Origin of the sequence: Halomonas sp. PR-M31 (assembly GCF_001039575.1) — a bacterium.
Classification (GTDB): Bacteria; Pseudomonadota; Gammaproteobacteria; order Pseudomonadales; family Halomonadaceae; genus Modicisalibacter.
Window position 1 is genome coordinate 1 of the sequence record NZ_JIBT01000039.1, and the last position, 23,958, is coordinate 23,958.

The following is a 23,958-nucleotide window of genomic DNA, read 5'->3' on the forward strand; positions in this document are numbered from 1 at the left end:
CAGGAAATGGATCGGATGTTCGAGCGTTCCATGCGTAAGTGATCTTTTGATCATGACATCTCATCGAGATGCCATGACGTGGATTACAACATGAAAGCCCTGCCTAGGCAGGGCTTTCATGTTTCTGACAAGTTTTGCAAATGCCGCTTAAAGAAGAGCGATGTTCGGTTCAGGCATCGTCTTTTTTTGCGTCCACTTCAAGGCGGCTGTATATCGATTCGCGAAGCTCGAGATTATCAAAGAGAGGATCGTTGATTCTGCGCTTTATCACGAAAGGCAGCTCCACCAATATCAGTGATTCGGGCATGCCGGTGGCATCCCCCACCACGCGTTTCAGACGCGCAAAATCCACCGGATACCGCTGGCCTTCGACGGCCTTCGATACAGCGGCAAATGCTTCATCCAGGCGCTGAATCGGCGTGTCCTCTTTATCCAGAGAAGGATAGGCCTGAACGTTCAAAATGCCGCTTTGCGACCAGCCAATCTTGATGGGGGAGTTGATCAGACGCACCTTGGTCCCTACCGGCAAGCGCGAAAACAGGCTCTCGATATCCTCGGGCAGCATGCGAATGCAGCCATGGGTCACCCGCATCCCGACCCCTCCGGGCGATTGGTGCCATGAATGAGATAGCTGGGGATGTTCAGGCGTAATACATGCCGGCCCAGGGGATTGTCAGGACCTGGGGGAACGACGCGACCCAGCGGACGGCCATCTTCCGCGTGCTCCTTAATGACCGATGCGGGCGGATACCAGGCGGGGTCCTTGGCCTTGGCGGTGATCGTCGTCTCGCCCAGCGGCGTTTTCCAGTCCATGCGCCCGACGCTTACCGGGTAAGTCTCGACCTCTGGGGTTTCGCCTTGCTTGACCGGCGGATAATAGTAGAGCCGCATTTCCGCCACGTTGACCACCACGCCCTCCCGAGGGCCCGGCGGCAGAATGAATCGGGTCGGAATGACGATTTCCGTACCCTCACCGGGCAGCCAAACGCTGACCTCCGGATTGGCACGCCGCATCTCCTCGTAGCCGATACCGTAGCGACGGCCAATGTCGATCAGGGTATCGTCCTTGCGTGCTTTGACGGTTCGCATCCGTCCGACCACATCACTTTTTTCGCGAAGCGAATAGTGTTCGATGCCCGCTTGACGAGTCGTATCCTCGTTTATCTCTGCCTCTACGTTCGCGTTTGTATTTGCGTCTTGCGCCGCCAGTAAGAAAGAGGGCAAGGCGAGCAGGCCGAAGACCAGCCCAATTCGCGACGATATCTGTATTAAGCGCATATTATGACCTGTCCAATCCCATGATTCAGTGGCCACCGCCATCTTGAGTATATTTCGATCGTCTGATCGACGATAGCCGTTGTTTTTTTAGGCTGCCTGCGCTTTACGGTTCAGCGTATCAAGAAGTCCATCAATGGCCTGCAGGCGAGCCTCGGGGGTTTCCATCTCGAGTTCGAAGCGCAGCGTATCCGCGCCGTCCAGCCGGTAATGGGCCGGGTCGCGCTGAATCAGATCCACCAGGGTCATCGGCTCCACCACCGGCGCACCGCCGAAGATCACACGGCCGCGCTCGGGGCCAGCTTCCAGGCGCACTATGCCTAAGCGTTCCGCGCGCTGGCGCAGCTGGGTCTGTCGGAACAGTGTCTTGACCGGGGGCGGCAGCAGGCCAAAGCGATCGATCATCTCGACCTGCAGTTCCCTGAGTTCCGCTTCGTTCTCCGCATTGCTGATGCGTTTGTACATGATCAGACGCTGTTGCACATCGTGGAGATAGTCGTCGGGAATCAACGCAGGCAGGTTGAGGCTGACCTCCACGCCTTCGTCCAGGGGCGCCTCGATGTTAGGGGTCTTGCCGGCACGAATCGCCTTCACCGCCCGATCGAGCATCTGCATGTAGAGGCTGTAGCCGATGGTTTCCATCTGCCCGCTCTGCTCGTCGCCGAGCAGTTCACCGGCTCCGCGAATCTCCATGTCGTGACTGGCCAGGGTGAAGCCGGCTCCCAGGTCCTCCGCTTGGCTGATGGCTTCGAGTCGTTTGAGGGCATCCTTGGTGATGGCCTTGGGCGGCGGCGTCAGCAGATAGGCGTAGGCCTGGTGATGGCTCCTGCCCACGCGCCCGCGCAGCTGGTGCAACTGCGCCAGGCCGAACTTGTCAGCGCGTTCGATGAGGATGGTATTGGCGCTGGGCACATCGATGCCGGTTTCGATGATGGTGGAACACACCAGCACGTTGAAGCGCTTGTGATAGAAGTCCGACATGATGCGTTCCAGAGAGCGCTCCGGCAGCTGGCCGTGGGCCACCGCGACTCGAGCGTCCGGTACCATGTCTCGTACCTTCTGGGCCGCCTGTTCGATGGTCTTGACCTCGTTGTGCAAAAAGTAGACCTGACCGCCCCGCAGGATTTCCCGCAGGATCGCCTCTTTTATCACCGGTTCGTTGCGCTGCTGAACAAAGGTCTTCACCGACAGGCGTCGGGCCGGCGGCGTGGCGATGATGGACAGATCCCGCATGCCGCTCATGGCCATGTTCAGGGTGCGCGGGATGGGCGTGGCGGTCAGGGTCAGAATATCCACTTCCGCACGCAGGCTTTTCAAACGCTCTTTTTGTGCCACCCCGAAGCGGTGCTCTTCATCGATGATCAATAGCCCCATGTTGGGAAGCTTCATCGACTTCGACAGCAATTTATGGGTGCCGATGACGATGTCCGCCCGACCATCCTCGATGCGTTTCAAGGACTCCGCCTGCCCTTTGCCGCCGGTGAAGCGGGAGATCAACTCGACCTGTACGGCAGTGTCGGCGAAGCGGTCGCGAAAATTGTCGAAATGTTGCTGAGCGAGCAGAGTGGTGGGCACCAGCACCACCACCTGACGCTCGGAGTGTACCGCCAGAAAGGCGGCGCGCATGGCGACTTCGGTCTTGCCGAAGCCGACATCGCCGCAGACCACCCGGTCCATGGGGCGGGGCGCCATCATGTCGCCGATCACCGCATGAATGGCGGCGCGCTGATCCGGCGTTTCCTCAAACGGGAAGCTAGCGGCGAAGCGCTGATACTCTTCGCCGCGTTCCGTGCAGGCAAAGCCCTCTCTTGCCTCGCGGCGGGCATAGACATCAAGCAGCTCCGCGGCGGTGTCGCGAATCTTCTCTGCGGCCTTCTTTTTGGCCTTGTCCCAGGTGTCCGAGCCCAGCTTGTGCAGCGGTGCAAGTTCGTCAGAGGCACCGGCGTAGCGAGAGATGAGATGCAAGTTGTCCACGGGCACATAGAGCTTGGCGCCACCCGCGTATTCCAGCGCCACGAACTCTGCTGCCTGGCCGCCTGCCTCGATCGCTTCAAGCCCTTGATAGCGACCTACGCCATGGGTTTGATGCACTACCGGGGCGCCAACACGAAGCTCGGAAAGATGACGTACCGCTAGTTCGTTATCGTCCGTGGCTTTCTCGCGACGTCGGGTCTGGCGCACCACCTCACCGAACAGCTCCGTTTCCGTCACGACGACAAGGGCCGGGTCCGCAAGCCACAGGCCTTCATCGAGCTCGCTTTCCGTGATGGCAAGCGTCGCGTCACTGTCCAGAAATGCCTGCCAGCCATCCACATGGGGTAGCTCCAGCTTCAGCACGCCAAGGGTTTCTTCCAGCGCTTCCCGCCGGCCACGAGACTCGGCGACGAACAGCACTCGGGTATCACGGTGAGAGGATAGAAACTCGTCGAGAGTGGCCAGCGGTTTCTGGGCACGAGCGTTGATGGCAACCCGAGGCGGGGCCTGAGTCAAAGGGCGATGGGCATGGGCGTGTTCGTCGTCCTCGACCAGGGCGACTCGGGGCTTGGCCTTGATTGCGGCAAATATGTCGGGCACCGGAATGAACGCTCGGGCCGGTGGCAACAAGGGCCGGGTGGGATCGACTCCCAGGTTTTCGTAGCGACTTTGAATGGACGCCCAGTGATGTTCCGCCGCCTCGAACACGCCGGGCATCAGCGCTACCTGGGTGCCTTCGGCCAGATGGTCGAACAGGGTCGCGGTTTCCTCGAAAAATAGCGGCAGATACTGCTCGAGCCCCGGAGCGGGGATGCCCTTGAGGGCATCGTTGTAGAGCGGGCACTGGCGCGGGTCGACGTCGAAGAGGGTTTCAAAGCCTTCACGGAAACAGGCGATAGCAGAGCGAGACAGAGAGTATTCATGGGCTGGTAGCAGCTCGACCCCTTCGACCTTGTCGCCGCTGCGCTGAGTATCCGGATCGAAGTAGCGCAGGGTGTCGATCTCGTCATCGAACAGATCGATGCGCAGTGGAGCCGTGCTGCCCATGGGGTACAGATCGATCAGGGCGCCGCGCAGGGCGTATTCGCCGGGTTCGTAGACGGTCTCGACGGCGCGATAGCCGGCCCGGGAGAGCTTTTCGCGAAAGCCTTCGCGATCGATGGTCATGCCGACGTTCAAGGTCAGCACCCGCCCGGCGATGTAGTCACTTGGCGGCAGGCGCTGCATCAGGGTGTTGATCGGCACCAGCACGATGCCATTTTGTGCTTCCTGAAGCCGGCGCAGGGTGCGCAGGCGCTCGGAAACGATGTCCTGATGGGGCGAGAAGCTGTCGTAGGGCAGCGTTTCCCAATCGGGAAACGGCAGTACCGGCACCTTGGCAAAAAAGCGCAGGGCGCTTTCCAGGCGCTGCAGCGCGGCGGTATCCCGAGTGATCACTAGAAGCGGTGCGCTATCGGCCAGCCGGGCGAGCGCCAGGGCAGTGGCGCAGCCTTGCGGGGCTTGCCAATAGAGAGTTTCGCGTGATCCGGCAGGTTGGGGTGGGGCTAACGGAGAAAAGTTCGGCATCGACGATTTGAACGCAAAGCATTGAGAGTGAGTAGGATGATAACAGTCTTGACGCGGTAACGAGAAAGCGCTGAAGCGCCCTTGCGCTAATTAATGCTTGTAGTCAAATCCCGGTTTCTGTAGTGGTCTTACAGCACCTGCGACTATACAGCGATTGCGGTCATCCCCAAGGGATAAGGATAATGGCCCCCAATTTATTCATGCATCAGTGAGGTAAGGCCCCGTGAGTCAGGAAAAGCTCGATAACTATTTCCAGGAATGGCAGGACAATGAAGCGCTTGCTGAAGAGATGATCCCGCTGCTTGGCAAACTCTATCGCAAGTATAACGTCGTGCCATCCCTCTACGGCCGCTCACTGATCAATCGCTCGGTTTTGCGCATCATCAAGAATCATCGCTACGTGAAGAGAGTCGAAGGAACCGAGCTTTCCGTTCGCGATACCTTTCCTCTGGTCAAGACGATGACGGAGCTTGAGCTTGCACCGGCGCATATTGATCTGGGTCGGCTGGCGGTCGCTTTCAAAAATAGCGGTCGTAACGATGTCGAGGCGTATCTGAAAGAAGAGCTTTCCGACATCGTCGGTGGCCATAGCGCCAACGGCATGGGCGGTGAACCAAAGGATGTAGTGCTGTACGGTTTCGGTCGTATCGGTCGTATCCTGGCGCGCATCCTCATCGAAAAGGCCGGCGGGGGTAACCTGCTGCGCCTGCGCGCCATCGTCGTGCGCGGTTCCGGGGACGATCTCGAGAAGCGTGCAAGTCTTTTGCGTCGGGATTCCGTACATGGGCCTTTCGCGGGCTCTATCAGTGTCGATCAGGAGAACAGCGCGCTGATCGCCAACGGCAACTACATCAAGGTCATTCACGCGAATTCCCCTGCGGAAGTCGATTACACTGCCTATGGCATCAATAATGCCATCGTCGTCGACAATACCGGCAAGTGGCGGGACGAAGAAGGGCTTTCCCAGCACTTGCAGTGCAAGGGTGTAGCCAAGGTGCTGCTGACCGCGCCAGGCAAGGGCAATCTCAAGAACGTCGTTTACGGCATCAATCACGGCGACATTGGCGACGGCGAGCGCATCATTTCTGCCGCCTCCTGTACCACCAATGCCATCGTGCCGGTGCTCAAGGCCATCAACGACGAGTACGGTATCAAGCATGGCCACGTGGAGACGGTGCATTCTTACACCAACGATCAGAATTTGATCGACAACTACCATAAGGGCGATCGTCGTGGTCGCAGTGCGCCGCTGAACATGGTGTTGACCGAGACCGGTGCGGCCAAGGCGGTGGCCAAAGCGCTACCCGAGCTTTCCAACAAGCTGACGGGCAATGCCATTCGCGTGCCGACACCCAACGTCTCCATGGCGATTCTCAATCTCAACCTTGAGAAGGGCACGGATACGGACAGCGTCAACGATTATCTGCGTCAGATGGCTGTGCATTCACCGATGAACAAGCAGATCGATTATGTCGATTCCCCGGAGATCGTTTCCTCGGACTTCGTCGGTAATCGTCATGCGGGCATCGTGGACGCCAAAGCGACCATCGTCGACGACACCAACGCAGTGCTGTATGTCTGGTACGACAACGAGTTCGGTTACAGCTGCCAGGTGGTGCGACTTTTGCAATACATGTCCAACGTTCGCTTCAAATACCTGCCGGTCGCTCGCGACTAATCAAATCCTCTTCTTTCGCCCCCTTTCTGGGGGCGATCGGTTGTTTAGACCCCGTTCTATCCATCAAACCCGACCTTTGATCATGTGGTCTTTCTAACCGTGCCTCTTTATAATGATGGCGACTTTTTGCTGCGGTTCGTTTGATCGCGAACCGTCCAAGACAACCCTCTGATAAGAAAAAAACGAAGCCGCCTAATCATTCTTGGCGGAATACGGCATGATATGACCGCAGGCTGGAGCTAACGCTCGCTGTATTTATTGTTATTTCTACTATCAGAACAGATAACTGGGCGAGACTATGATCGAAGTCAAACGAGGCCTGGATCTCCCGATCGTTGGGGCTCCGGAGCAGCGTATCCACGAGGCCACGCCCGTTCGTCATGTGGCGATTCTAGGACCTGACTATGTCGGTATGAAGCCGACCATGGAGGTCAAGGAAGGCGATCGGGTCAAGCAGGGCCAGCTCCTGTTCACCGACAAGAAGATTCCCGGCGTGTGCTTCACTGCCCCTGGCGCTGGAGAGGTGGTTGCCATCAACCGGGGTGAGCGGCGCATGCTGCTATCCGTGGTGATTCGTCTCGACGATACTGAAGAAGCGATCGAGTTCAAGGCCCACGGTGTCGATGCCTTGGCTACTCTCGAGCGCCAAGTGGTAGTCGATCAGCTGGTCGAGTCCGGGCTTTGGACGGCGCTGCGTACGCGCCCCTTCTCACGCACCCCTGAGCTCGAGGCGGTACCGGCGGATATTTTCGTCACCGCTATCGATACGCATCCGCTGTCCGCGGATCCAGCGGTGATCATCAACGAGAACCCCGAGGCGTTTGCCAATGGTCTCAAGGTGCTCAAGCATCTGACGCCGGGCAAAGTGTATCTTTGCCAGGGGCCGGATGTGGATTTACCCGGGGGCGATGTAGATGGCGTTCAAGTCGAGACATTTGCCGGCCTGCATCCGGCGGGCTTGCCGGGCACTCACATTCACTTTTTGTCACCGGTAGGTTTGAAGCGTCAGGTCTGGTACATCGGCTACCAGGACGTCATGGCGATCGGTACTTTGTTCACCGAAGGGCGCCTGGATCTGCGGCGGATAGTCGCAGTGGGTGGGCCTCGAGCCCAGCAGCCACGGCTACTTCGGACTCGAGTGGGGGCCAGCAGTGCGGAACTACTCGAGAACGAAATCATCGAACCCGAAGAGACTCGTGTGATTTCCGGTTCGGTGTTCGGCGGCTTTACGGCGGAAGGTTCGCGCCGCTTCCTGGGGCGTTTTCATTCCCAGTTCTCATTGCTCGAAGAGAACAACAAGCGTTCTTTCATGGGCTGGTTGTCCCCGGGACGCAATCGTCACTCAATCATGGGAATCTACGTCTCTCAGTTCTTGGGACTCCCCAAGTATGCGCCGGACACCTCGACCAACGGTTCCGAGCGTGCCATGGTACCTATCGGTGCCTATGAGAAGGTCATGCCCCTGGATATTCTTCCGACTCAGCTACTGCGCTCGCTGATCGTCGGTGATATCGAAGACGCCATGCAGCTCGGTTGCCTCGAGCTGGACGAAGAGGACTTGGCGCTTTGCACCTACGTCTGTCCTGGCAAGTACGAGTATGGCCCTATCCTGCGCGACAACCTCACCACGATCGAGAAAGAGGCCTAATTCGATGATGGGTATCCGCAAATCACTCGACAATCTCGAGCCCCATTTCCACAAGGGTGGCCGCTACGAGAAGTTTTATGCGCTCTACGAAGCCGTAGATACCATTTTCTATTCGCCGCCGGACGTCACCAAGGGGACGGCCCACGTGCGTGATGGTATCGATCTGAAGCGCATCATGATCACGGTATGGATGTGCACCTTTCCGGCGATGTTCTTTGGTATGTACAACGCCGGTCTGCAAGCCAACCTGGCGATCGCCGATGGCTATGGTGCTCTGGGAGGATGGCGCGAAGCGGTGACCATGGCGCTGACCAGCGGTCATGAGCCCGGCAGCATCTGGGCCAATTTCGTGCTCGGTGCGTCTTACTTCCTGCCTATCTACCTGGTGACCTTCGTCGTCGGCGGTTTCTGGGAAGTACTGTTCGCCGTCAAGCGTGGCCATGAAATCAACGAAGGTTTCTTTGTTTCCTCCGTGCTTTATGCCTTGATTCTTCCGGCTACCATTCCGCTGTGGCAAGTGGCATTGGGTATCACTTTCGGTATCGTGATTGGCAAGGAGATCTTTGGCGGTACCGGCAAGAACTTCCTGAATCCGGCGTTGACCGGGCGGGCTTTCCTCTATTTTGCCTATCCGGCACAGATTTCCGGTGATGCGGTCTGGGTGGCTGCGGATGGCTATACCGGAGCGACGGCGCTTTCCATGACGGTCACGGACGGCATGTCCGGCATGACGGATCAATACAGCTGGTGGGACGCCTTCCTTGGTTTCGTGCCCGGTTCCATCGGTGAGGTCTCGACCCTGGCGATTTTACTGGGGGCGGCGGTGCTGTTGCTGACCCGCGTTGCCTCCTGGCGAATCATGCTGGGGGTCTTCATCGGCATGGTGGGAATGTCGCTGTTGCTCAACCTCATTGGTTCTGACACCAACTCGATGTTTGCCATGCCTTGGTACTGGCATTTAGTCGTGGGTGGTTTTGCCTTCGGTCTGGTCTTCATGGCGACCGACCCGGTTTCCGCCTCCATGACCAATCCCGGTAAGCTGATTTTCGGCGCCTTGATCGGGGTGATGACGGTACTCATCCGCGTTGTCAACCCGGCATTCCCGGAAGGCATCATGCTGGCGATTCTGTTCGCCAATCTGTTTGCACCGCTGATCGATCACTTCGTCGTGCAAGCCAATATCAAGCGTCGCCAGAAGCGTGAGAAAGCCTTTACGCCGACTACCGAGGAGATCGCCTGATGGCAGCAAGCAACAACTCGATCAAGAAAACGCTGGGGGTTGCCCTGGCGTTGTGTATCGTCTGCTCCGTCATCGTTTCCACCGCCGCGGTGGCGCTACGACCGACTCAGCAGTTGAATCAGGAGCTTGATCGCAAGAGCAATATCCTGCAGGTTGCCGGACTCTACGAGCCGGGTGTCGATGTCAATCAGGTGTTCAAGGACAAGATCACATCCCGAGTGATCAATCTCGAGACCGGTGAGTACTCCGAAGATCTCGATCCCGAGACCTTCAATCAGTTCGATGCTTCCAAGGACCCGGCCACGTCTCGAACCCTGTCCGGCGATGATCCGGCAGGGCTCATCCGCCAGGAGACTTTTTCCACGGTCTATCTGGTAGGGGACGCCGAGAATCCCAACGAGATCATTCTGCCGATTCGCGGTCAGGGTCTCTGGGGTCTGATGCGTGGCTTCCTGGCGCTCAAGGGCGATGGCAACACCATCGTTGGCTTGTCTTACTATGATCACTCGGAAACCCCTGGGCTTGGCGGCGAGGTAGACAATCCGCGCTGGAAAGCACAGTGGGACGGCAAGAAAATCTATGACTACAGCTACAGTGAAACGCAGCCGGAAATTCGCCTGGTGAAGGGCGGTGCCGACTCCGAATACGAAGCAGACGCGCTATCCGGTGCCACCCTGACTAGTCGTGGTGTCACCAATATGTTGCAATTCTGGCTCAGCGAAGCGGGTTTTGCCGAGTACCTCGCGCGTTTCCATGACAACACACAAGGAGAAGCGTAAGCATGGCTGCCTCTGATACTCCAAAAAGTGTTCTGTTATCGCCGGTGTTCAAGAACAACCCCATCGCCTTGCAGGTGTTGGGGATCTGTTCCGCGCTAGCGGTCACCAACTCGATGAGCGTGTCCCTGGTCATGGGGATTGCCGTGATCGTGGTTACCGCGTTCTCCAACCTCTTCGTGTCCTTGCTTCGTCACCACATTCCCTCATCCATCCGCATCATCGTGCAGATGACCATCATTGCGTCTCTGGTGATCGTGGTGGATCAGGTGCTCAAGGCCTATGCCTATGAGATGTCCAAGCAGCTATCGGTGTTCGTCGGGCTGATCATCACCAACTGTATCGTCATGGGACGTGCCGAAGCTACGCCATGCAAAATGGCCCGGTCATGAGCTTCCTCGACGGTGTGGGCAATGGTCTGGGTTACGCTGTAATCCTGCTGTTTGTCGGCTTCGTGCGGGAACTGCTCGGCTCTGGCAGCGTGTTCGGCCTTACCATTCTGCCAGCGGTACAAAACGGTGGCTGGTATGTGCCCAATGGCTTGATGCTGCTGCCGCCTTCAGCGTTCTTCGTTATCGGTCTGTTGATCTGGATACTCCGTTCCTTCAATCCGGACCAGGTGGAGAAGACCGAATACCGTATCGTTTCCAACAGTAAAACCAAGATCAAGGAGACCGCGTAATGCTTGGCCATTATCTCAGCCTATTCGTCCAGGCGGTCTTCGTCGAAAACATGGCCCTGGCGTTCTTTTTGGGCATGTGTACCTTCCTGGCGGTTTCCAAGAAGGTCTCATCCGCCATCGGGCTTGGCATTGCTGTAATCGTGGTGCTGACCATTACGGTACCGGCCAATAACTTGATTCTGCATTATCTGCTGGAAGAGGGGGCCCTAACCTGGACTGGCCTGGAAGGCGCCGAGAATATCGACCTCTCCTTCTTGGGGCTCCTGAGCTATATCGGTGTCATCGCCGCCATGGTGCAGATCCTTGAGATGTTCCTCGATAAATTCGTACCGGCGCTTTACAACACCCTTGGGGTTTTCCTGCCGTTGATTACGGTCAACTGTGCGATTCTCGGGGCGGTATTGTTCATGGCAGAGCGCAGCTACGGCTTTGGTGAATCCATCGTCTATGGTGCCGGTGCCGGCATCGGCTGGGCGCTGGCGATTACCGCCTTGGCGGGCATTCGTGAAAAGCTCAAGTACAGTGATGTACCGGCCGGTCTGCAAGGGCTGGGAATCACCTTCCTTACCGTCGGGCTGATGTCGCTGGGCTTCATGTCCTTCTCCGGTGTCCAGCTATAAAGCCAATGAGGATAGGAAATCGACATGGTTGATATATCTGTAATCTTGCTCGGTGTGATCATGTTCACTGTGATCGTCATCGGGCTGGTGCTGGTGATTCTGGCAGCACGCAGCCGTCTGGTCAGTAGCGGCGACGTCACGATCGAGATCAACGACGATCCGGACAATACGATGACCACTCAAGCGGGTGGAAAGCTGCTACAGACCTTGGCGTCAAATGGCATCTTCTTGTCCTCCGCCTGTGGCGGCGGCGGCTCCTGTGCCCAGTGCAAGTGCCGTATTTCCGAGGGGGGCGGCTCGATTCTGCCTACCGAAGAATCGCACTTCACCATGCGGGAGAAGAAGGAAGGCTGGCGGCTTTCCTGTCAGGTACCGGTCAAGCAGGACATGAAGATCGAGGTGCCGGAGGAGGTGTTCGGGGTCAAGAAATGGGAATGTGAAGTCACATCCAACCCCAACGTTGCCACCTTCATCAAAGAACTCAATCTCAAGCTGCCGGAAGGTGAAGAAGTGGCTTTCCGTGCAGGGGGCTACGTGCAGCTTGTGGCACCGCCCTACGATATCAAGTTCTCAGACTTCGATATTGAGGAAGAGTATCGCGGTGACTGGGAGAAGTTCGGCATCTTCGATATCTCCCACAAGAATAACGAAGAGATCATTCGTGCCTACTCCATGGCCAACTATCCGGAAGAGAAAGGCCTGCTCAAGTTCAATATCCGTATCGCCACGCCGCCGCCCAATAGTGACTATCCGCCGGGGTTGATGTCGACCTATGTGTTCTCCCTCAAGCCTGGTGACAAGGTCACTGTAATGGGGCCCTTCGGTGAGTTCTTTGCCAAGGATACCGATGCGGAAATGGTCTTTATCGGTGGCGGTGCGGGTATGGCGCCCATGCGCAGCCATATCTTCGATCAGCTCAAGCGCTTGAACTCTTCGCGCAAGATGACGTTCTGGTACGGCGCGCGCTCCTGGCGCGAGACCTTCTACAACGAGGAGTACGATGAGCTGGCCAAGGCTCACGACAATTTTGATTGGCATCTAGCGCTTTCAGATCCGCTGCCTGAAGACAATTGGGAAGGCCCAACCGGCTTTATTCACAACGTCCTGTACGACATGTATCTCAAGGATCATCCCGCGCCGGAAGACTGCGAGTATTACATGTGCGGACCGCCCATGATGAACGCGTCCGTGGTCAAGATGCTGACCGACATGGGGGTCGAACCGGAAAACATCATGTTGGATGACTTCGGCGGATGATCAAAGCGGCTTATCGAAAGTTCACAGGGCCGGCCTCAAGAGGGCTGGCCCTGTCGTTGATGGCCTCGGTAATTGTGTTGTTGGCCGGTTGCGACAACGGGCCTGAAGAGCATCGATTCCAAGGGCCGATCTTCGGCACCGGCTACCATGTCACCGTCTATGCGGATCTGGATGAGAACGACCAGACCCGGCTCGAATCCGGCATACGCGCCGAACTCGAGCGAGTCGACGCACTGATGTCGACCTATCGGGATGACTCCGAGCTGTCGCGTTTCAACCGATTCCCGGTGGGTGTTCCCTTCTTCGTATCACCCTCTACGGCGGAGGTCGTTCGTGAGTCACAGCGTATAGCTCGGCTTTCCGATGGCGCCTTTGACGTGACGGTCGGGCCGGCGGTCAATCTATGGGGATTCGGTCCAGAGGGTCGGCCCGAAGAAGTACCTGATACCAATACGCTGAAAGAAGCACTGTCCCGGGTCGACGTTACCGCACTGCAGCTGAAGGACGGCATTCTCAGCAAGACTAAGCCGGTCTATGTCGATTTGTCGGGCATTGCCAAGGGCTATGCCACGGATCAGATGGCGGACTTTCTCGAAACCAGTGACGTCACTCACTATCTGGTCGAAGTAGGCGGTGAGATCCGTACCCATGGCCACAAACCCGACGATAGCCCGTGGCGCATCGCCGTGGAAAAGCCCGTTTCCAACGAGCGCAGCGCGCAGCGCATCATTGATCTCGAAGCGGCGGCCGTCGCGACTTCTGGCGATTATCGTAACTATTTCGAAGCGGATGGCGTACGCTATTCTCACACCATCGATCCACGTACCGGTCGACCTATCGACAATCGTGTCGCCTCAGTGACGGTCATCACCGAACGCAGCGCCACTGCGGATGCCCTGGCGACGGCCTTTACCGTGATGGGAGCCGATGCGGGTCTGAAACTGGCGGAAAAGGAAAACCTGGCGGTCTACTTCATTGTCAGAGAGGAAGAAGGCTTCGTAACGCGCATGAGCTCGTCCTTTGAGCCTTACTTGGACGAGCCGGTAAATGAGGAGGAAGCGACATGACGCTTTGGATACTGGTATTGGGATTCATGCTGCTAGTGATAGGAGCCATGTCCATCGGAGTCTTGATGGGTCGCAAACCCATCGCCGGCTCCTGCGGTGGGCTCAATAATCTGGGCCTCAAGGACGGCTGCGATATCTGCGGCGGCAAGGATGAGGTGTGCGAAGAGGAAAACCGCAAGCAAAACGCCATGGCTCAGCGCCGAGCGGATGAGAAGCGCGGTGCTGACCTGGGCTATGATGCCACTCGGCGCTGAAAGAGCGCCAGATTTGGGTTAGGCGCGGTAGCGAAATACCCGAATGCTGGGCAAGAAGACGTCCTCTTCCAGGCGCTCGTCGCTGCGTTTAGCGCGAGTGCGCCCTTGAGGCGGTCGAGGCAGTGGCTGATTGTAGTCGGGTAGTTGCCCCTCCGGTGCCGGGATGAAAAGCGGTAGAGGCAGATTCATTGCCCGGCGAGAGCGGCCATCCGCCAGCGGTTCTCGGAAAAACAGATTGGCGCGCATGACCGGCGCCTGGCGTTGTACTTGAGCCAGCGGTTCACCGTCGGGTATGCCAGCCAAGCGTTTGAGTTGAATCCGCACATGAGGCGCATCGCTGTCCAGGGTAAGCAATTTTTGTTCGGCTTCACGCACGCTAAGGCGCTTGATGGAACGGCCGCTGGTGTACCAGGCCAGGCGCACCCGGGACAATGGCGCATCCGCAACCGGTAAATGCCGCCAGCACTGCTTTAGATGCAGCCGCGCCAGCCCTTGCCCTCGCAGATGATCGTGCAGTGCCGGGTGACGAAAAGGAAGGACCGTTTTGATTTCCGGAATCAACAAGGCGGCCTGTTCACGTATCCTTGCCAATATCGCCGCGAATTGGCTTTTTGCTGCATTGACCTCGACCACTTCATCCAGCAGCGCTTCGCTAGCGGCGATCAAACCTACATAGCTGCGGGTTACCCGGCCGTCCTGACCATCTTGATACCAGAAATCGAGCAGCACCTGGCGCAGCCACTGCGCATCTGGTCGTGGCGACTCCAGCGCCCAGGCCTTACCAGGGCTTGCGGTATAGACATCGAGTAGCGCATCGATGCGCTCGACTAGATGATCGAACGCGGCTTCAAGTTCCGCAAGCAGACGATACTGAAGATCCATTAAATCATTCCTTTGCCTTTTATACCGTTATATTAGCGATCGCATTCGGTATTGTCATTAGTCATGCACAATCCGATCAGCAAGGAGTTTGTCCATGCCTGTAAATTCGCCGACACCCGTGAAAAGGCGTCGGCTTATTTGTCTCAGGTCTTGGCGAGTTCGCGGGGATCACGACCGATAGGGTGGGGCTCATTGCGCGCCTTGGCCAATTCGATCTGCTTTTGCCGTTCCCGGGCACCGGCTCGAGTCTTCTCCGAGAGCGAATCCCAGCAGTGTGGGCAGCTCACACCAGGCGAGTAATATTCTGATGCGCGATCCTCGGCAGAAATAGGGCGGCGGCAGGCGTGACACTGATCGAACTCCCCTTCGCTGAGATCATGGCGCACGGTCACGCGATTATCGAAGACAAAGCAGTCGCCCTGCCACAGGGACTCCGATTCCGGGACCTGCTCAAGGTAGTTGAGAACACCTCCTTTGAGGTGATAGACCTCATCGAAGCCTTCGTTGAGCATGAAGCTTGAGGCCTTTTCACAGCGGATGCCGCCGGTACAGAACATGGCAACTTTCTTGTGCTTTGATGGATCGTAATGCGCTTTGACGTATTCTGGGAACTCGCGAAACGACTTTGTATCGGGATTGATCGCCCCCTTGAAGGAGCCGATCTCGACTTCATAATCGTTACGAGTATCGATCACCAGTACCTCTGGATCACTGATCAGATCGTTCCAGTTCCGAGGCTCCACGTAGGTCCCAACCGTTTGATTTGGGTCCACATTCGGGACGCCAAGAGTCACGATCTCTTTTTTGAGCTTGACCTTGGTGCGATAGAAGGGCTGTTCGTCGCAGTAAGACTCCTTGTGATCAAGCTCCATAAAGCGTGGATCGGCTTTGAGCCAGTTGAGCAGGGCATCGATGCTTTCGCGGCGGCCCGAGACGGTGCCGTTGATCCCTTCTTTAGCCAGCAGCAATGTGCCCTTGATGTCATGGGCCTTGAGGGTGTCGAGCAGTGGCTCCCGCAATGCCTCGAAATCATTGAGGGTGACGAACTTGTACAGCGCAGCCACGACGATTGGCTGATTCATGTAACTGTCTCCAGTAGGTCGTCCGCGTAAAGGACGGACCGGAACGTGTTTTTCAAGCGAGCAGTATTTTACGCTGACAAGGCATCGGTTTTCGACCTCTCGATGTGCCGAGTTTGACCTTGTGGGAGCTCGCTTCAGCGAGCGATGAGAGATATCGCCATCGCCCGATGAATCGGGCTCCTACAAAAACAAATGCCTTTTTTTGTTTCAGCTGTGTCTGCTCGGAATTGGATTCAGCGATCCCGATAGCGCCGAGTCAGATCCCCATAGGCATCGATCCTGCGGTCACGTAGATAGGGCCACATACGTCGCACCTGTTCGCTACTTCCCATATCGAGTTCGACCAGCAGGTTTTCAGCCTCGTCGCCGGCGTGAGCCAGCAGTTCCCCTTGCGGGCCACAAATGAAGCTGCCACCCCAGAAATGAATGCCCTCGCTGACCCCGCTCAGGTCCTCTTCGAAGCCGGCCCGGTTGGCGACCAGCACCGGCAGGCCGTTGGCCACCCCGTGAGCGCGCTGCACGATCGTCCAGGCGTCTTTCTGGCGGCCTTTCTCGGGTAGATCGTCCGGCGGATGCCAGCCGATGGCGGTGGGGTAGAGCAGCAGTTCGGCGCCGGCTAGGGCCATCAGACGCGCCGCCTCCGGATACCATTGATCCCAGCACACCAACACCCCAAGACGACCTACTGAAGTGTCGATGGGCTCGAAGCCCTGTTCACCGTCTGCGTCCCCCGGGGTGAAATAGAACTTCTCGTAGAAACCGGGATCGTCAGGAATGTGCATCTTGCGATAGTGCCCGACCCGGCCGAGGGCCCGGTCCATGACCAGGGCAGTGTTGTGATAAAGCCCGGCGGCGCGGCGCTCGAAGATCGAACCGACCAGCACGATGTTCAGCTCTTTGGCGAGTTGCGCAAGGCGAGTGGCGGTGGGGCCATCCAGGGACTCGGCAAGATCAAAGAGATCTGCGTTCTCGCATTGGCAAAAATAATGGGTGGCGTGCAGCTCTTGCAACAGCACCAGCTCGGCGCCATTCTCGGCCAGTTCCCGAACACCGGCTTCGCTGGCCTCAAGGCTACGCTGCTTGTCCGGCCAGGCGGGTTGTTGCACCAGGCCTACCTTGAGGGTCTTGTTGGAAGAATTATCGGTATTCTTGTTCATTTCGATGCTCCTTGTCGTTCTGCAGGCTTAGCGGAAGGCGGAAAACTCTGACAGGGTGCCCAGCGGTAGCTGCATGGTCAGACAATGCAGGCTGCCATGCTGTCGGATCACGCTGCGACAGTCGATGGGTACAATATCCCGCCCCGGAAAGGCTGTCGCCAGTACATCGAGAGCCTGGGTATCCGCCGCGTCGCCGTAGGTGGGCACCAATACCGCGCCGTTGATGATCAGGAAATTGGCATAGGTGGCTGGCAGGCGATGGCCATCTTCCGGATCGAAGCAGGGCCGTGGCCAGGGAAGCGGAATCAGACGATAGGGCGTGCCATCGGGCTGGCGCAGCGCTTCGAGCTCTTTTTGCATGGCGGCAAGCGCCGGGTAATGAGGGTCGTCTTTGTCGTCACAGCGCACATAGGCGATGGTCTGCGGGTCGCAGAAGCGCGCCAGGGTATCGATGTGGCTGTCCGTGTCGTCGCCTTCCAGATGGCCCTGGGTCAGCCACAGGACGCGCTCGACGCCGAAATCCTCTTTTAGGCGCGACTCGATGGCCTGGCGCTCGAACTTGGGGTTACGGTTGGGGTTGAGCAGGCAGGCCTCGGTGGTCAACAGCGTGCCTTGGCCGTCCGTCTCGATGGCGCCGCCTTCAAGCACCAGGTCACGGGATACGACCTGAGCCTTGAACACGCTGGCCGCCCTGAGCCGGCCGGTCAAGGCATTGTCTTGCCTGGCGGGAAACTTGCCGCCCCAGCCGGTGAATTCATAATCAAGCAGGACAATATCGCCGTCACGGTCCACGGCGATGGGGCCGTGATCCCGAGCCCAGGTATCGTCGGCAGGAGCCTCGATCAGTATCAAGCGTTCCATGGGCACGCCATGGTAATGAAAGGTCGCGGTTAGGCGTTCATGGGTCGAATGATCGGGAACGCTGATCAACACCCGCTGATAACGAGTAATGGCGACGACCATTGCTTCCAGCGTTGCTTCAATGCGTTCGAGCAGCGGCGCCCAATCGCTGTCGCTCCTCGGCCAGGTGAGCTGTACGGCATCCTGGGGGTGCCATTCGGGAAGTAGACGCATGGTCATGATGGTTTCTCGAAGCTTTTGAAAGCCCCTGTTGGGTATGAGTCAGTGCAGTCGCGGCATTTTAGAATTCGGCGTGACACATGCAAAGCAATGTTGCAGTGTTTGTGCAGGCGATGCACCCGATCGGGAAAAACCGTACCATAGGCGCCTGCCGACGAGGAACCGAACTTGATGTTGGATCGCATACCCTTTCTGATCGGGCTGCGCTATGTGCGCGCCAAACGACGTAACCATTTCATCTCATTCATTTCTTTGACATCCATGCTGGGGCTCATGCTGGGTGTGGCGGTGCTGATTCTGGTGCTGTCGGTCATGAACGGCTTCGATCACGAGCTGCGCTCGCGGGTGCTGGGCATGGTGCCGCATACGCGCATCGAGGCTCAGGACGGCATGGCCAACTGGAAACCTCTGGCGGAGCGCTTGAGTCAGCGCGAGCATGTCATCGGTGCGGCGCCCTATGTGGATCAGCAGGGCATGTTCTCGGTAGGGGGGCGCAACGAAGGCGCGCTGGTATACGGCATTGAGCCGGACTATGAGCAGCGGGTGTCGATCATCGGCAACCATATGCAGCAAGGTGATCTCGACTCCCTGGCGCCGGGCAAGTGGAACGTGGTGCTGGGGGAGTTGCTGGCCCGTAACCTGGGGGTCGGCGTAGGCGATCGGGTGACGCTGCTGGTACCGGAAGCTCGATCACCCCTGGTGGCGTGTTCCCGCGACTCAAGCGTTTCACCGTCAGCGGTATCTTCAAGGTTGGGGCGGATATCGACGCCAATCTAGCCTATGCCAGCATGAAAGACATGCAGACCCTGGCGCGCATGGGAGATGCCATCGGCGGGCTACGCCTGGAGCTCGACGATCTATTCCTGGCCAAGGACGAGACCCAGGCGATCCTCAATGATCTCGGCTATGGCTATCGTGGCATGGACTGGACCTACACTCACGGCAATCTTTTCCAGGCGATTCAGATGGAAAAGCGCATGATCGGACTGCTGTTGATGGTGATTGTCGCCGTGGCGGCGTTCAACATCGTTTCCACCCTGGTCATGGTGGTGACGGACAAGCACGCGGATATCGCCATCCTGCGCACCATCGGCGCCACGCCCAAATCGATCATGGGCATCTTCATCGTCCAGGGTCTGTCGATCGGCGTGATCGGTATCGCCATTGGTGTGGCGCTAGGCATCGTGCTGGCACTGTCGGTGTCCGATATCATCGCCTGGTTCGAGTCGGTCTCTGGCATTCAGTTTCTCGACCCCAACGTATACTTCATCAGCTATCTGCCGTCTCGGCTCAACTGGGGCGATGTAGGTACCATCGTTGCAGCGGCCTTCGGTCTGAGCTTTCTTTCCACCCTGTATCCGGCCTGGCGCGCAGCGCGTGTCCAGCCAGCCGAAGTATTGCGTTACGAGTGAGGCCACCCATGATCGCTGATACGAAACCAGTGATGCTCGAATGTCGGGATCTGACGCGGGTCTACAATGAGGGCCCACAGGATGTGACCGTGCTGGATGGCCTCGATTTGCAGGTGCGCGCCGGAGAACGGGTTGCCGTGGTAGGCAGCTCCGGCTCCGGCAAGACCACGCTGCTCAATCTGCTGGGGGGCCTTGATCATCCCAGCCGAGGGTCGGTGACCATCGCCGACCAGCCCTTGACCAAGCTCAACGATGCAGCCATGGGACGTTTTCGCAACCGCCACATCGGTTTCGTCTATCAGTTTCATCATCTACTGGCGGAGTTCACCGCCTGCGAGAATGCCGCCTTGCCGCTGATCGTACGGGGTCACAAACGCCGGGATGCGGAGAAGCGCGCCATGGCGATACTCGAGCAGGTGGGTATGGCGCCTCGGGGCGATCACAAGCCCGGCGAGCTGTCCGGTGGGGAGCGCCAGCGAGTCGCCATTGCTCGGGCGCTGATTACCGACCCGAGTCTGATGCTGATGGATGAGCCCACGGGCAATCTCGATCAGACCACCGCAGCGAATATTTTGGGACTGATGGACGAGCTGGCGCGAACGAGCGCTTGCGCTTTCGTGATCGTCACCCACGATCCGAGCCTGGCGGCGCATCAGGATCGGGTGCTCAGATTGGATGGGGGGCGTCTGCTGACGTCCTGACCGGGTCTTTCTAACGAGAGCCTTAGCTGGCCCCGGGGTCAGCTCAAGCTTGGTCAAGTAAGCGTATTGCGATGAATGGCTTCGCGTTGGTCACGGCGCCGCCTGGTGCGGCGCTTCCAGCTGCGGGCGACCTGCCAGCGCCAGATCAGGCGCACCACGATATTGCTGACGACGCCGATGACGACGGCGGATACCAGCGATCCCAGAAAGAGTACCGGCAATATGTCGACCATCTTGGCGGCGAACCAGTGGGTGCTGAGATGATTCGGCGCTGACTGCACCGGGGTGTCAAGAATCCAGCTCCCCAGCCGATAGTTGCCATAGAAAATGACCGGCATGGTGAGCGGGTTGGTCAACCATACCAGGCCGACGCATAGGGGCAGGTTGCAGCGCAGAAGCCAGGCGCCGCAGGCAGCCAGCACCATCTGAAACGGGATGGGCAGCAGCGCACAGAACAATCCCACCATGAAGGCATTACCAACGGAGCGACGCGTCAATATCCAAAGGGACGTATTGGCGATGATTGGATGCAAGAAGCGCAACGAGCGGTTGCGCTTCAAGGTGTCCTGATGGGGTATGTGACGCTGAAGCAGTCGGCGCAACATGGTCTCGTTCGCTGGTTTTGAACCCGTACCATTATCCATACATGGTCGTTGCCCTGCCACGGCCTGGGTTAAAACAACGATTAAACAACAAGAGAACGCTTATGGGGCTGGCTGCGCCATTGGCCCTTGCCGCACTGTTGGGCGCCGCCCTGGGCGTTCTTGCACCGCCAGGGCTGTTTGCCGTCATCTGTATCGGGTTGCTGCTCGCATTGGCCGCTTCAAGGTACAGGCTCACCCTTTTGTTGCTGGTCATGTCTTTCAGCGCGAGCCAGATTCTGTGGGCTCAGGGTTCGATACTGCCGCCGGGTCTTGCGGGCACGGACCTTGCCGTGACCGCGCGAATAGTCCAGTTCGATGACGAAGGCGATGCCAGGCGCTTACGCTTGAAATTGATTGCCTGTCGTGCGATCGAAGTAGAGCGTCTTGCCTGTGATCGACTGGATCAAGTGCGGGTCAGCTGGTATGAAGCGCCGGCACTGGAAATGGGCGAGACTTGGGCATTGACCCTGCGTTTGCGACCCCCCGGCGGCTTCGCCAATCCTAACACCTTCGACTATGAAGCCTGGCTATGGCGAGAGGGAATCGATGCCACCGGCTATGTGCGCAGCGCTCCGGCACCGACGCGTCTTCAGCTTTCCCGCAACACCCTGCGCAAAGAAGCGTTGGCCTATCTTGATCGTCATGTCGGTAACGATTTTTCCAAGCGCTGGTTGGCCGCCCTCACCCTGGGGGTAAGCGAGCGTTTGACCCGGGAAGACTGGGATCTGCTCAACGCAAGCGGCACTACCCACCTGATGGTGATCTCCGGGCTTCATGTGGGACTAGTGGCGTTTTTCATGCTCATGCTTTCCCGGGGAATTGCACGACTATTGACGCCGCAACGCTGGCGCATGGCGGCCTGGCCTTGGTGGAGCGCTGCCTTGGCGGCGATCGGTTATGCCTGGCTTGCCGGTCTTGAACCGCCGGCCCTGCGGGCCATGATCATGACCCTGGTAGGACTCTGGGTGGCCAGCGGGCGCCATGCGCCGGGGGCCTGGCAAGCTTGGTGGCTGGCCCTTGGTATCATTGTGCTGATCGATCCCTTGGCCTTGTGGCGACCCGGATTGTGGCTTTCCTTCATTGCCGTGGCCTTGCTGATTCTGGCCTGGCAGGGGCGCTCGCGGCCCAGGGGTTGGCGCGGCTGGTGCATCGCGCTTGTGCGCAGCCAGTGTCTGTTGGCGCCGCTGATGGCCGCAGCGGTGCTGTTTGCCTTTGATCGGGTAGCGCTGGCCGCGCCGCTGATCAACCTGCTGGCGGTTCCTGTCGTCGGTAGCCTGATGGTGCCGCTTGGGCTTGCAGGTTGGCTGCTGGCTTGGATGCCCCCGCTGGCCAAAATCTGTTGGTGGCTTTTCTCGATGCTGGCGCATGGCGTGCAGGCGAGTCTGGAAACCGTCGTTGCCTGGTCTCCGCTTTGGTATCCCGACCCTTGGCAAACCCTTCCAGTGACGTTGAGTCTGATCTTGCTGACGGTTTTTTGGGCGCTGCCGGGGTTCTCGAAACCCTTGCGTTGGGGCAGCAGCGCGCTTCTTGTTATATTCGTTTTCAGCCTGTCGCCGACCCGGCTGACGGATGGGCAACTGCGGGTGCGTATTCATGACGTTGGCCAGGGGCAGTTGATCGAGTTGCGCACTGCAAGGCATCGCTTGCTTTACGATAGCGGGCCGCGCTTTCGTTCCGGATTCATGCCGCTTACGACCCTGTGGCCAACGGGTCAGCGCTTCGATGACGTCATCATCAGTCACAGCGACAGCGATCACGCCGGTGGGATATCGGCTCTGGTCGAAGCGCATCAGGTCGGGCGCTGGTGGTCACCCGGCGTCGAGCCACTTGGCATACGGATTTCCTTGTGTCGTGCCGGAGAACGCTGGCGCCTGGATGGGGTCGAGTTTCGCTTTCTCTGGCCAGTGAATGATCCGGCTATGCTTGAGCGTAACGATCGTTCCTGCGTGCTGTTGGTCGAGGCAGGAGGGCAGCGTCTGTTGATCACGGGTGACGCCGGGGCTGGCGTCGAAGCACGCATAGCGCAGATCCTGGACAGGAAAATCGATGTGCTGGTAGCAGGTCATCACGGTAGCCGTACCAGCTCGTCTCTCGACTGGGTGGCGGCAACCCAACCTCGTCACGTGATCTTCAGCGCCGGACGTGGCAATGCTCATGGCCATCCTCATGGCGATGTAGTGCGACGCTTTCGCGACGCGGAGAGTTGTCTGTGGAGTACCGCCGAGGACGGCGCGATAACGCTGCAGCTTGGCGGCGAGACGGCAATCGATGTGACTACCCAGCGCGCGCGTCAGCAGGGTGACTGCGGGTAAATACCGATCGCGTCACTATCGTGGTTTATCCGTCGAAAGGTCTAGGCGGTGGCACTGGTGTCGGAGACAAGAGCCTTGCGGTAGAATCGCCATCTTGCGTTGAAGGCCAAATCGACAATGCCGGATAAGCGGCAGGAGACCCGATCGATGGATGTATTCGATGCGCTGATGGCGGGCGGCTGGCTGATGCTGCCGATCCTTGGCTGTTCGGTGCTGGCCACGGTAATCGTCATCGAACGATTCTGGAGCCTGCGGGCAGCGCGTATTGCGCCTCGCAGTCTCGGGCAGGAGGTATGTGAGCGCATCCGCCAGGGCCAGATCGACTTGAACTGGCTGGAAAATCACTCGCCCTTGGGTACGGTGCTGGCGGCAGGGCTGCGCAATGCGCGCTTTGGTCAGGAGCAGGTGCAGGCACGGCTTCAGGAAGCCGCGGCGATGGTCATTCACGATATGGCGCGCTATCTGAGTCCTTTGGGTACCATTGCCTCGATCACACCGCTGATAGGCTTGCTGGGTACCGTCGTCGGCATGATCAAGGTATTTACCGTCATTGTCAGCACCAATGGCGTCGAGCGCACCGCGGATCTAGCCGGCGGTATTTCTCAGGCGTTGGTGACCACCGCCGCGGGATTGTTCGTGGCCATACCGGCC

At 58.3% G+C, this 23,958-nt stretch carries 17 protein-coding genes and 3 pseudogenes; 13 read left to right on the forward strand and 7 right to left on the reverse strand.

The window, feature by feature from the left end:
* Positions 1 to 169: 169 nt before the first annotated feature.
* Together CH74_RS20040 and mfd are read right to left on the reverse strand one after the other, a co-directional pair.
* Positions 170 to 1,320: pseudogene (locus tag CH74_RS20040) on the reverse strand (L,D-transpeptidase family protein).
* Positions 1,321 to 1,365: 45 nt separating this feature from the next.
* Positions 1,366 to 4,815 (reverse strand): transcription-repair coupling factor, encoded by a 3,450-nt coding sequence (gene mfd, locus CH74_RS11805; RefSeq protein WP_048307725.1) that lies wholly within the window; start codon positions 4,813 to 4,815, stop codon positions 1,366 to 1,368.
* 223 nt (positions 4,816 to 5,038) lie between these two features.
* Here mfd and CH74_RS11810 point away from each other — a divergent pair, with 223 nt between their 5' ends.
* From CH74_RS11810 to nqrM, 9 genes and pseudogenes are all read left to right on the forward strand, one after another.
* On the forward strand, positions 5,039 to 6,493 hold the full coding sequence (locus CH74_RS11810) for a glyceraldehyde-3-phosphate dehydrogenase (protein ID WP_048307727.1): 1,455 nt from the start codon (positions 5,039 to 5,041) through the stop codon (positions 6,491 to 6,493).
* A gap of 298 nt (positions 6,494 to 6,791) precedes the next feature.
* Positions 6,792 to 8,141, forward strand: coding sequence for a Na(+)-translocating NADH-quinone reductase subunit A (locus CH74_RS11815; protein WP_048307729.1), 1,350 nt, complete (start codon positions 6,792 to 6,794; stop codon positions 8,139 to 8,141).
* Positions 8,142 to 8,145: 4 nt separating this feature from the next.
* Positions 8,146 to 9,381 (forward strand): NADH:ubiquinone reductase (Na(+)-transporting) subunit B, encoded by a 1,236-nt coding sequence (locus tag CH74_RS11820; protein ID WP_048307731.1) that lies wholly within the window; start codon positions 8,146 to 8,148, stop codon positions 9,379 to 9,381.
* Positions 9,381 to 10,160 carry a Na(+)-translocating NADH-quinone reductase subunit C gene (locus CH74_RS11825; RefSeq protein WP_048307733.1) on the forward strand — a complete coding sequence of 260 codons (780 nt, stop codon included), beginning with the start codon at positions 9,381 to 9,383 and terminating at the stop codon, positions 10,158 to 10,160. The genes CH74_RS11820 and CH74_RS11825 overlap by 1 nt, the downstream gene beginning before the upstream one ends.
* 2 nt (positions 10,161 to 10,162) lie before the next feature.
* Positions 10,163 to 10,839: pseudogene (locus CH74_RS11830) on the forward strand (NADH:ubiquinone reductase (Na(+)-transporting) subunit D).
* Entirely contained in the window at positions 10,839 to 11,459 is a 621-nt protein-coding gene (gene nqrE / locus CH74_RS11835; RefSeq protein ID WP_048307734.1) for an NADH:ubiquinone reductase (Na(+)-transporting) subunit E, read from the forward strand. The pseudogene CH74_RS11830 and the gene nqrE overlap by 1 nt, the downstream one beginning before the upstream one ends.
* Before the next feature lie 24 nt (positions 11,460 to 11,483).
* Positions 11,484 to 12,716: an NADH:ubiquinone reductase (Na(+)-transporting) subunit F gene (gene nqrF, locus CH74_RS11840; protein ID WP_048307737.1), complete on the forward strand. Its 1,233-nt coding sequence runs from the start codon at positions 11,484 to 11,486 to the stop codon at positions 12,714 to 12,716.
* Positions 12,713 to 13,783 (forward strand): FAD:protein FMN transferase, encoded by a 1,071-nt coding sequence (locus CH74_RS11845; RefSeq protein ID WP_048307739.1) that lies wholly within the window; start codon positions 12,713 to 12,715, stop codon positions 13,781 to 13,783. The genes nqrF and CH74_RS11845 overlap by 4 nt, the downstream gene beginning before the upstream one ends.
* Positions 13,780 to 14,037: a (Na+)-NQR maturation NqrM gene (nqrM, locus tag CH74_RS11850; RefSeq protein ID WP_048307742.1), complete on the forward strand. Its 258-nt coding sequence runs from the start codon at positions 13,780 to 13,782 to the stop codon at positions 14,035 to 14,037. The genes CH74_RS11845 and nqrM overlap by 4 nt, the downstream gene beginning before the upstream one ends.
* An 18-nt stretch (positions 14,038 to 14,055) precedes the next feature.
* Here the strand turns inward: nqrM and CH74_RS11855 are convergent, their stop codons facing one another.
* From CH74_RS11855 to CH74_RS11870, 4 genes are all read right to left on the reverse strand, one after another.
* On the reverse strand, positions 14,056 to 14,919 hold the full coding sequence (locus CH74_RS11855) for a DNA replication terminus site-binding protein (protein ID WP_048307743.1): 864 nt from the start codon (positions 14,917 to 14,919) through the stop codon (positions 14,056 to 14,058).
* A gap of 143 nt (positions 14,920 to 15,062) precedes the next feature.
* Positions 15,063 to 16,001, reverse strand: coding sequence for a rhodanese-related sulfurtransferase (locus CH74_RS11860; protein WP_048307745.1), 939 nt, complete (start codon positions 15,999 to 16,001; stop codon positions 15,063 to 15,065).
* A gap of 233 nt (positions 16,002 to 16,234) precedes the next feature.
* Positions 16,235 to 17,158 (reverse strand): carbon-nitrogen hydrolase, encoded by a 924-nt coding sequence (locus CH74_RS11865; RefSeq protein ID WP_048307746.1) that lies wholly within the window; start codon positions 17,156 to 17,158, stop codon positions 16,235 to 16,237.
* Between the two features lie 27 nt (positions 17,159 to 17,185).
* On the reverse strand, positions 17,186 to 18,238 hold the full coding sequence (locus CH74_RS11870) for an agmatine/peptidylarginine deiminase (protein WP_048307747.1): 1,053 nt from the start codon (positions 18,236 to 18,238) through the stop codon (positions 17,186 to 17,188).
* 171 nt (positions 18,239 to 18,409) lie between these two features.
* On the opposite strand from CH74_RS11870, the pseudogene CH74_RS11875 reads away from it, so the two are divergent.
* Together CH74_RS11875 and CH74_RS11880 are read left to right on the forward strand one after the other, a co-directional pair.
* Positions 18,410 to 19,650, forward strand: a pseudogene (locus CH74_RS11875) (lipoprotein-releasing ABC transporter permease subunit).
* A gap of 8 nt (positions 19,651 to 19,658) precedes the next feature.
* On the forward strand, positions 19,659 to 20,351 hold the full coding sequence (locus tag CH74_RS11880; RefSeq protein ID WP_048307748.1) for an ABC transporter ATP-binding protein: 693 nt from the start codon (positions 19,659 to 19,661) through the stop codon (positions 20,349 to 20,351).
* Positions 20,352 to 20,404: 53 nt separating this feature from the next.
* On the opposite strand, the gene CH74_RS11885 is transcribed toward CH74_RS11880, so the two are convergent.
* Positions 20,405 to 20,956 (reverse strand): DUF2062 domain-containing protein, encoded by a 552-nt coding sequence (locus tag CH74_RS11885; RefSeq protein WP_048307749.1) that lies wholly within the window; start codon positions 20,954 to 20,956, stop codon positions 20,405 to 20,407.
* A 101-nt stretch (positions 20,957 to 21,057) separates the two neighbouring features.
* On the opposite strand from CH74_RS11885, the gene CH74_RS11890 reads away from it, so the two are divergent.
* Both CH74_RS11890 and CH74_RS11895 read left to right on the forward strand, forming a co-directional pair.
* Complete coding sequence (locus CH74_RS11890) at positions 21,058 to 23,307, forward strand: DNA internalization-related competence protein ComEC/Rec2 (protein ID WP_048307750.1); 2,250 nt, start codon at positions 21,058 to 21,060, stop codon at positions 23,305 to 23,307.
* A 147-nt stretch (positions 23,308 to 23,454) separates the two neighbouring features.
* Positions 23,455 to 23,958 (forward strand): MotA/TolQ/ExbB proton channel family protein (locus CH74_RS11895; protein ID WP_048307751.1); only part of this gene is annotated, 504 nt, incomplete at its 3' end.

Coding starts and splice junctions, on each gene's coding strand:
- mfd (WP_048307725.1), bottom strand. CDS start 4,815: ATGCCGAACTTTTCTCCGTTAGCCCCACCCCAACCTGCCGGATCACGC.
- CH74_RS11815 (WP_048307729.1), top strand. CDS start 6,792: ATGATCGAAGTCAAACGAGGCCTGGATCTCCCGATCGTTGGGGCTCCG.
- CH74_RS11820 (WP_048307731.1), top strand. CDS start 8,146: ATGATGGGTATCCGCAAATCACTCGACAATCTCGAGCCCCATTTCCAC.
- CH74_RS11825 (WP_048307733.1), top strand. CDS start 9,381: ATGGCAGCAAGCAACAACTCGATCAAGAAAACGCTGGGGGTTGCCCTG.
- nqrE (WP_048307734.1), top strand. CDS start 10,839: ATGCTTGGCCATTATCTCAGCCTATTCGTCCAGGCGGTCTTCGTCGAA.
- nqrF (WP_048307737.1), top strand. CDS start 11,484: ATGGTTGATATATCTGTAATCTTGCTCGGTGTGATCATGTTCACTGTG.
- CH74_RS11845 (WP_048307739.1), top strand. CDS start 12,713: ATGATCAAAGCGGCTTATCGAAAGTTCACAGGGCCGGCCTCAAGAGGG.
- nqrM (WP_048307742.1), top strand. CDS start 13,780: ATGACGCTTTGGATACTGGTATTGGGATTCATGCTGCTAGTGATAGGA.
- CH74_RS11855 (WP_048307743.1), bottom strand. CDS start 14,919: ATGGATCTTCAGTATCGTCTGCTTGCGGAACTTGAAGCCGCGTTCGAT.
- CH74_RS11860 (WP_048307745.1), bottom strand. CDS start 16,001: ATGAATCAGCCAATCGTCGTGGCTGCGCTGTACAAGTTCGTCACCCTC.
- CH74_RS11865 (WP_048307746.1), bottom strand. CDS start 17,158: ATGAACAAGAATACCGATAATTCTTCCAACAAGACCCTCAAGGTAGGC.
- CH74_RS11870 (WP_048307747.1), bottom strand. CDS start 18,238: ATGACCATGCGTCTACTTCCCGAATGGCACCCCCAGGATGCCGTACAG.
- CH74_RS11880 (WP_048307748.1), top strand. CDS start 19,659: ATGATCGCTGATACGAAACCAGTGATGCTCGAATGTCGGGATCTGACG.
- CH74_RS11885 (WP_048307749.1), bottom strand. CDS start 20,956: ATGTTGCGCCGACTGCTTCAGCGTCACATACCCCATCAGGACACCTTG.
- CH74_RS11890 (WP_048307750.1), top strand. CDS start 21,058: ATGGGGCTGGCTGCGCCATTGGCCCTTGCCGCACTGTTGGGCGCCGCC.